General features: G+C 69.2%; 8 protein-coding genes and 1 tRNA gene. 2 read left to right on the top strand and 7 right to left on the bottom strand.

The genetic code is table 11. The features are described 5' to 3' along the window. Positions 1-122 precede the first annotated feature (122 nt). From ACWGIC_RS10335 to ACWGIC_RS10325, 3 genes are all read right to left on the bottom strand, one after another. Positions 123-983, bottom strand: a complete 861-nt coding sequence (locus tag ACWGIC_RS10335) for an Fpg/Nei family DNA glycosylase (RefSeq protein ID WP_452075593.1) — start codon at positions 981-983, stop codon at positions 123-125. A 38-nt stretch (positions 984-1021) separates the two neighbouring features. Further along, a complete protein-coding gene (locus tag ACWGIC_RS10330) occupies positions 1022-1462 on the bottom strand; it encodes a DUF983 domain-containing protein (protein WP_452075592.1) in 441 nt (146 codons plus the stop codon). Positions 1463-1531: 69 nt separating this feature from the next. After that, complete coding sequence (locus tag ACWGIC_RS10325; protein WP_452075591.1) at positions 1532-3223, bottom strand: zf-HC2 domain-containing protein; 1692 nt, start codon at positions 3221-3223, stop codon at positions 1532-1534. 210 nt (positions 3224-3433) lie between these two features. Here ACWGIC_RS10325 and ACWGIC_RS10320 point away from each other — a divergent pair. Beyond that, a tRNA-Gly gene (locus ACWGIC_RS10320) sits at positions 3434-3506 on the top strand. 193 nt (positions 3507-3699) lie between these two features. Here the strand turns inward: ACWGIC_RS10320 and ACWGIC_RS10315 are convergent. The 4 genes from ACWGIC_RS10315 to ACWGIC_RS10300 form a co-directional block, all read right to left on the bottom strand. Further along, a complete protein-coding gene (locus ACWGIC_RS10315) occupies positions 3700-4101 on the bottom strand; it encodes an Imm7 family immunity protein (RefSeq protein ID WP_452075590.1) in 402 nt (133 codons plus the stop codon). Between the two features lie 26 nt (positions 4102-4127). Continuing rightward, on the bottom strand, positions 4128-4637 hold the full coding sequence (locus ACWGIC_RS10310) for a DUF2716 domain-containing protein (RefSeq protein WP_452075600.1): 510 nt from the start codon (positions 4635-4637) through the stop codon (positions 4128-4130). 222 nt (positions 4638-4859) lie between these two features. Next, on the bottom strand, positions 4860-5480 hold the full coding sequence (locus ACWGIC_RS10305) for a hypothetical protein (protein WP_452075589.1): 621 nt from the start codon (positions 5478-5480) through the stop codon (positions 4860-4862). Positions 5481-5556: 76 nt separating this feature from the next. Next, positions 5557-6048 (bottom strand): hypothetical protein, encoded by a 492-nt coding sequence (locus tag ACWGIC_RS10300; protein ID WP_452075588.1) that lies wholly within the window; start codon positions 6046-6048, stop codon positions 5557-5559. 153 nt (positions 6049-6201) lie between these two features. Here ACWGIC_RS10300 and ACWGIC_RS10295 point away from each other — a divergent pair, with 153 nt between their 5' ends. Continuing rightward, positions 6202-7734: a hypothetical protein gene (locus tag ACWGIC_RS10295; protein ID WP_452075587.1), complete on the top strand. Its 1533-nt coding sequence runs from the start codon at positions 6202-6204 to the stop codon at positions 7732-7734. Positions 7735-7865 lie beyond the last annotated feature (131 nt).

The following is a 7865-nucleotide window of genomic DNA, read 5'->3' as shown; positions in this document are numbered from 1 at the left end:
GCTTGTCAAGGCATCTTTCCCGCCTTGACAAGCACCCCCGAACCGTCAGCACACTGGGCTTCGGGGTGCCCCAAGAAGAACCACAAGCAATGTCGCCGCCAGGCGACGAGCCGCCCCCACCCCTACTTCAACAACCGAGACATCCGCCGATCAGCCAACGGCTTCCCCCCGGTCTGACAAGTCGCACAGTACTGAAACGACTTATCCGCAAACGAAATCTCCCGAATAGTGTCCCCGCAAACCGGACAAGGCAGCCCAGTCCGAGCATGCACCCGCAGCCCAGACCGCTTCTCCCCCTTCAACCTCGCCGCCTTCTGCCCCACCGACCGCTCGACCGCGTCCGTCTCCACCTCACGGATCGCCTCGGCCAGCACCTCCAACGCCCCCTCGTCCAGCTTCCCCACCGTCGCATACGGCGACAGCTTCGCCCGATGCATGATCTCGTCCGAATACGCGTTCCCGATCCCCGCGATCAACGACTGATCAGTCAACGCCCACTTCAGCCGAGTCCCCTTGCCCTGGAACAACTCCCGCAACCGCGAAGCATCGACCGCCAGCGCGTCCGGCCCCAACCGAGCCACACTCGCCACCTCGGAAGGATCCGCGACGATCCACACCGCGAGCCCCTTCTTCGTCCCCGCCTCGGTCAGATCGAAGCCAGGACCAGACGCCGACTCCAGATGCACCCGCAGCGAGATCGGCCCCTTCCCCGGCTTCAGCGGAGCCGGGGACAACCCGTCCGACCAGCGCAGCCAGCCAGCACGCGCCAAATGCACCACCAGGTGCAGATCGCCGAGGACCACGTCCAGATGCTTGCCGTGCCGAGTCGCGTCGGTGATCTCGCGGCCGTGCAGCTCGGTGTACGGCGGCACCGCGGTCTTCAGCACGCTGAGCGACGCGACGTCGAGCCGGAAAACGGTGCTCCCCACGGCGTGTTCGCGCAGGTGATGGGCCAGTGCTTCGACCTCGGGCAACTCGGGCATGGCACCAGTCTCGCGCGCCAGTCCCGTTCCGGCCAGGTCTATTCGACCGGGTGCAGCGGACCGTCGAAGTCCGGCAGCGAATGCTTCTGGATCGTCTTCGAGATCCGCTTCACCTCGCCGGACACGGTGAACATGCCGCGGATCGTGCCGACCCAGCGCTCCGAGGGACGGTCGCCCGCGACGTCGCCCTCGGTCTCGGCGACCACCGTCCACGGACGGCGCAGGATCCACCGCAGCGGGAAGAACAACACCACCAGCAGCAACGCCAGCAGCACCCACGCGGGCACCTTCACGACATCCGGTGTCCAGACCACCAGGGCGATCACCAGGAACGCCATGACCACGACCATCGCGATGCCAGGTCCGTAACTGCCTGCGACGTCGTGTTCGAAATCGTCTGCGGTGGCGGGAGCCCGCCACTCCATCTGGGCACGGACCACCCAATGGCGACCGTCTTCGCCGCGCACCAGCCGGTTCATCCTGTTGCCTCCCGGGCGACGTCGAACTCGGTCAACGTTACCGTGACCGTGCCGTCGAGCGCGAGGTGCTCACTGAGAGTTACTGATGGTTTGCCGGGTTTTGGCTGTTCGGGAGCTTGTGTCCGCTGAGGAATCGGCCGAACCGGTGACATCCTGCCCGGAAGTGGAATCCGTCCTGGCCGACTCCACCGGCTTGCCGGACTCGGCCGACCGGGAAGACGGGGCGGACTTGACGGGCTTTGAAGGCTTCGCGGACTTGGCGGACTTCGGGCACCCACGCGAGCCAGCGGGATCGGACGACATCGGAGCGGCCGGGGCGACGTGCCGCGACCCCGCCGGCGTCGTCGTGATCGACGGCGGCACGTACGAATCCGGCGACGGCACATACGACGAGGTCGGCGGAACGTACGACGGAGAAGTCGTGCCGTCCGTCGTCGTGCTCAGCACGCCCGGGCTGGACGAATTCGTGGACGTGTCCAGATCCGACCGCGACTCAGTGCTCGACGACCGGCTCGTCATCGGCGAACCCGAATGACTGCTTTCCTGGCCGGGAAGATCATCGCGCGGCGTCGAACCGGCCGAATCCGACGTCGAGGACGACGACGAATCCGGATCAGACACCGGCTGATGCACCGGCGGCAACGGCGGCACCTCGGCCGCGCCCAAATGCTGCGAAACACCCGGATGCACCGCCACGTGCGCCGGCCGGGCGCTGCCGTTCAACTTCCCGGAGATGACCCGCGGACCCTGCTGCGGCACCGGCGGCGGAGGCTGCTCCGGCGGCTGCAACGCCAGCTCCGGCGCACCGCCGCCCAGACCGACGTCCTGCACCGGATGCGAACCGAACACCAGCGGACCAGCGGTCAGGCTCACCGCGCCCGCCGCCGCGGTCGACGCCAACGCCAGCCCGACCTTCACCTTCGAGCCGAACAGCACGCTCTTCACCGTCGCGACCGCACCAGCGGCCTTCCCGACCCCGGCCAGCGCCGGAACCGCGAGCACCAGCACCCCGGCATGCGCCCGCAACGACGAACACACATCCCGCAGCTCGTCCTGCGTCGCCCGGCACGACGGACACCCCAGCAAATGCGCCTTGATCCGCTCCGCCTCCGCGCCGGTGACACTGCCCGCGGTGAACCCGCCCAGTTTCTCCACCACCGCCCGGCACGTCTCCGGACCGCGATTCACCGACAAATGCGCCTGCAGATACGCCGCCCGCAACCCCTGCCGCGCCCGCCGCGCCAACGCCGCCGTCGCGTTCGCCGACAACCCGAAATGCGGAGCCACCATCGCCGGCTGCTCGCCCTCGACCTCGGTCTGCCACAAAACCGTGCGCCACCGCTCCGGCAAACTCGTGAACGCCGTCGTGATCAACGTGTGCTCAGCCGTCCGCGCAGGCGTGTCCACCCCGGCGCCCGCCCGGAACGTCAGCTCGTCGTCAGTCACCGGGACATCGCGCCGCGCCCCATGCCACTCCCACGACACCCGGCGCGCGACCGTCAGCAGATAAGCCCGGATGTAATCCCGCGGACCCGCACCACGGCGCAACGCCTGCAGCACGCGGAAGAAGGTCTCCGCGGTGATGTCCTCAGCCTCAGAGCGATCCGCGGCAAGACTCTGCGCCAATCTGCGCACCGCCGCGGCATGCAGCTCGAACAACTCCCCGAACGCGGCGTCCTCGCCGTCGCGCAGCCGCTTCAAAAGTGCCTGCTCGTCGGATTCCGAGGCCGCTGGTGGCGGCGCCGTGCCCAGCTCGGTCATCCGGCAAGGCACCTCCTCCCCCGAAGGACTCACCACTGAAGTCGATTGGGGACACCATACGGAGCAGAGCGCCCGTCGTCACCCCTTGTGCGCTAGGCGTAACGCGCAAGCACCACATCTCAGCAGGTCCACGCGGATAACGGGGCCCCCGAAAGTGTCACCGAGGCGACGGTATAGAGTGTCTTCAACACCGAGCACCAAGCGGTTAACGCGGATGTAGCGCAGCTGGTAGCGCATCACCTTGCCAAGGTGAGGGTCGCGGGTTCGAATCCCGTCATCCGCTCGCGACTGAGCGGCCCGTATCCACAAAAAGCGTGGATACGGGCCGCTCGTCATATCTCCCGGGGGGCCGAGCCCCCCGGACCCCCGCGGTGCTGGTGAGTGGCGGATGGGTAGTGGGGTGGCTTTGTAGCTTGCGCAGCAAGCGGAAAAGGTCTCAGGCCGGTCTAGCGGGTTCCGTGCACAGCATCTGGTGGTTATAGCTCGTAGGTGTCCAGGACTGTGGGGGCTATTGGGGACAGGTGCGGGTCGCTTTGGCTCGTTATTTGGCCTCTGGCCATTCGGTAGACCTGGAAAGCGTTGTCGTTTTCTGGGTCTTGGTCGTCCCAGATGTGCAAAAGGCCGTAGGAGCCGGGGGCCAGTTCTCCTACTCGGGCGAACGTTTCCAGGAGTTGCGGGGTGATGGCTCCGCCGTGTTTGTCTAGACCACCCAGATGGAGCATGGGCAGGCCCGCGCTCCAGCGCAGGTCCACCAGGTCCAGCATGGCTGTGTCGCGCAGGGAGCGGTGCACTCGCTCGACCAGGCGCTCCAGCAGGGCGGCGTCGTCGTCGCCGGTCGTGGTGGCGGCGATGGTCACCCAGCCGTGGTATTCGAACACGTGCGAGACGGTAGCAGCGGCGGTGCTCAGCGGGTCAGCGCAGAGGGCTGGCCGTCCCGGCGCAGCTGGTTCGTGAGGATGCCGTCGGCGTGCTTTTCGACCGCGGGGAGCAGTTTGTCGCCGAAGACGCACAGGGTGCGCTCCCACGGGTGGCCGAGAGTGCCGTAGCTGAAGTCCGCAGCCAGGAACAGGTGGTAGTCGCCGCGCGGGAAGACCGAGACCGGCCAAGGCGCGTCCGGCTGCATGCGGTGCGGCCAGAACTTGAACGACTGGTGCTGCCAGTGCAGGACCCACAGCCAGTCGTCCTCGGCGGTGACTTCCTGCAGGGCGGCCAGGACCGCGCGGGCCACGTCGTGTTCTTCGACCGCGTACGGGCCGAGGCGGAACTCGGCCGAGGCGCGGTCGTACTCGCCGGTGGAGAGATCCCAGGCGGCCGACGGGCGCGGCTCATGGAAGCCGGGCCAATCGTGCGCGAAGGTGCTCGGCCAGAACCTGAGCTTGTCGTGCACCCAATACCAAGCTGGTTCGTCAGCCACTCGCGAGAGCGGCTCCCAGGCTGCAGCAGCGTTCACTTGTCGACCTCGAAGTCATCGGCCGGGCTCGAAACTGCCGAAAGCTTCGTGTCCGGGGCCGGGATTGTCCAGTCCACCGGAGCCGAGCGCCAAGCTGTCACTCGACCGGGTGGCCCGCGGACCGGGAAACACCGCCCGGTCCGCAGGTTCCTTACCCGAGGCCCCCGCCAGTCATGCACGCAGCCGTTATGCGGCGCGCCACAGCGTGACGAACGCGGACGCCTCGCTGAACGCCCACGGCCGCAGCCGCTCCCGGTCCCGCGCCGACAAGGTGAACTCCTTCGCCCGGCGCACGTCCACGACCAGCGCCTCCCCGCCCGGCAGCAGATCCGGCATGCCCTCGGTGAGCAGCCACAACGCGAGCTGCGCGGCGTCCCGGGTGAGCGGCTCCTCCTTGAAGTACAGCCAGGTGGCGAACCGGCGGCCGTTCGACTTCCGCAGGCCCAGCTGCGGGCTGATCCCGATCTCCAGCTCGCCGAGCGCGAACTTCGCCCGGCCGACCTCCACCAGCTTCGGATCCCGCCTGCCGAGATAGCGCAGCCAGCCCTCGGCGATGGCGGCGTAATGCGGACGGGTGCGCTCGTCGGCGTTGTTGACCAGCGCGCGCATGGCCACCTCGTCCTGGTGCGCCGCCCGGCCGGCCCGGATCGCGTTCGCCGCGCGCCGGTAGTAGTTGAACGCCGCCCGGGCCGGGTCCTCGTACAACCGGCGCTGCCTGCGGACGAACGACGAACGCGACGGGCCCTTGCTGGCGCTGTATCCGACGAACGTGGGCAACGTGACGTAAGCCGGCTTGGGAGAGGTCATGGGCGGCCGCCTTCCGGTGGATGGTTTCCCCAGTACACGCCCAATTTTAGAACATATGTACGACAGTTTTTGCCGCTTAACGGGTGACCGGCGGCCAGGGACCGGCCAGTACCGCGCGCGCCTGCTGCAGCACCTGTTGCTCGCAGTAGCTGACCGGCGTGACGTCGGTCGGGATCCAGGTCGCGAGCATCGCCAGCCACTGGCGCAACTCGGCGAGAGCGGCGGGGCGGCCGAGCCGTCCGTCGAGGGCTTTGACGCTCTTCGCCCCTTCGGCGAGCGGGACGTCCCCGCGAACCATCTCGCCGAGGTGTTCGCCGAGCAGCTGCCATTGGGCGGCGGTCGCGTCGGCCGGGAGTTCGATGCCCAGCTCTTCGACCACGTGCGAGAAGGCGTCGGAAACCGCCTGGTGGTTCCGGTGGTCGAGGGCGGCCAGTTCGGGCAGGGAGGGCGCTTCGAGGCCCTCGCCGACGGCTCGTGCCCCGGCCTCGACGAGTTCGGCAGCGGTGATGTCGAGACCGGCGAGCCGATCCACGGCAAGGGCGGCGAGCGCACCGCGCGCGGAGGACATGCTCCCGATCGTACGGACGCCCGCGCTTTACCGGCCGGCTCGCGAAGCGGGTGCCTGATCTGGGCAGATCTCGGCTGATCTTGTGCACCTGAGCCCCACGGAGCCGGGGCGCGTGGAACACTGTCGCCCGAACCGGTGACAGGGGGTTGCGTGATGAGCTGGCAGGAAGAGCTCCGGCGCTTGGACGCGGAGTTGGCCGCCGGCCGCCTCGGACACGCCGAACACCGCCGCCAGCGCGACGAACTGCTCGCCGAGGCGTCGGGCGGCGGGGCGGCTTCGCCAGTGGCGTCGCCGTTGCGGCAGGACGCGCCGTCGACCAGTGGGTCGCCCACTTGGAGCACCCCGGACGCCCAGGCGACCGCCAGCAGCTCTGACACGCCCGCCCCGGGCAACCAGGCAGCGAGCACCTCCACGGACAGCGGCTCGCCGGAAACCGCAGCAGGCACTCCGCAGGTCGTGGCGACGATGACCGGACACGGTCCGTTCGACGGCCCGACGACCAGCCTGCGGCTGGGACCGGACGGCACCGCCTTGCCGAGCACTCCGCCCGGAGGCACCGCCACGCCGGAGCAGCCCGCCGCCAATCCGGCGACCTCCACGACCGCTCCGGCAGCGCCCTTCTTCTCCCCGCCGCAGAACCCGGTCACGCCGCCGAGCCAAGCCAGCCCGCCCCCGCCGCATCAGCCCCAGCAGCCGATGCCCGCCCAGCCGGGCACGTGGCAGGGCGTCGCACCTGTCCAGTGGCACACCCCTGGCCAGCAGCAACAGCCGAGCCAGCCAGTCGTCGGATGGGCCAGCACCAACCCCGCGATGCCCGCGCCCGAACCGCCCGCGGTCGAGTCGTTCCTGAACTCCGCGAACTCCACAGCGGCGGTCCCGGCGTCCGAGAAGACCCAGCCCGCCTTCGCGCACACCCCGGGCGCCCCGTTCTCCACCGACCGGCCGACCACCGCGCCGAGCCCCGCCGACGACCGGCCCACCGCGGTCTTCGGGGCGATCCCCGCGAACGGAAACCAGCCGGAACCGCGTCGGCTCTGGGAGGACGACGCCAAACCGCGCCGGGGGAAGCCGACCTGGCTGTTCCTGTCGCTCGCCGTGCTCGTGGTGCTGGCGCTGGTCGTCGGCGGCATCTGGTTCCTCGGCAACAAGAACGATTCGAACGACACCGCCGCGCCGCCGCCCGCCGCTTCGTCCGCGCCGAACACCCAGCCCGCCTCGCTCGAGGACAAGCTGCCCACGCTGGCCGGCACGCCGAGCCCGGAAAACTCGACCATGGCGCTGGACAAGGCGGTCCAGGCCAAGGCCGTTTCCGACGCCGACGCGAACCTCATGCGCGCCGCGGGCGCGGACCAGCTCGTCTACCACGCCTACGGAAGCACTGACGGCGGCACGACGCTCATCGCCGTCCCGACGCCGTCGAAGGCGCAGGCCGGTCAGCTCGTCCAGGGACTGCGGCAGAACCTCGTCACCGGCGGGTTCGACAGCAGCCCGCTCGGCCCTGCGGCCACCGATCTGCTCTACACCGGGAGCAGCCCGGCCGGACGCGTGCTGGCCTTCTGGTACACCTCCGGCGGAGTGTCGGTCGGCATCGGCGTGTCGGGCCCGGTCGGCCAGGATCCGGCGGCACTGCGGTCGCGGATGGAAGAGATCCGCGCGAAGGTCGCGGCCGCGCTGCCCGCCAGCTGAACACACCCCGGCGCACAAGGCGACCCGCCAGGTCACGTGGGGTCGCACCCGTGCACAATGTCCACGTCGTCACACACAATCGGGTAGCGACGACGCATTGACCGTCGCCATGCCGACAGATAAGGGGGGCC

This window comes from Amycolatopsis sp. NPDC054798, assembly GCF_053611505.1.
The sequence above is the reverse complement of the archived record's forward strand: the minus strand, read 5'-3'. Positions and strand labels throughout refer to the sequence as shown.

Coding starts and splice junctions, on each gene's coding strand:
- ACWGIC_RS10335 (WP_452075593.1), bottom strand. CDS start 983: ATGCCCGAGTTGCCCGAGGTCGAAGCACTGGCCCATCACCTGCGCGAA.
- ACWGIC_RS10330 (WP_452075592.1), bottom strand. CDS start 1,462: ATGAACCGGCTGGTGCGCGGCGAAGACGGTCGCCATTGGGTGGTCCGT.
- ACWGIC_RS10325 (WP_452075591.1), bottom strand. CDS start 3,223: ATGACCGAGCTGGGCACGGCGCCGCCACCAGCGGCCTCGGAATCCGAC.
- ACWGIC_RS10305 (WP_452075589.1), bottom strand. CDS start 5,480: ATGACCTCTCCCAAGCCGGCTTACGTCACGTTGCCCACGTTCGTCGGA.
- ACWGIC_RS10300 (WP_452075588.1), bottom strand. CDS start 6,048: ATGTCCTCCGCGCGCGGTGCGCTCGCCGCCCTTGCCGTGGATCGGCTC.
- ACWGIC_RS10295 (WP_452075587.1), top strand. CDS start 6,202: ATGAGCTGGCAGGAAGAGCTCCGGCGCTTGGACGCGGAGTTGGCCGCC.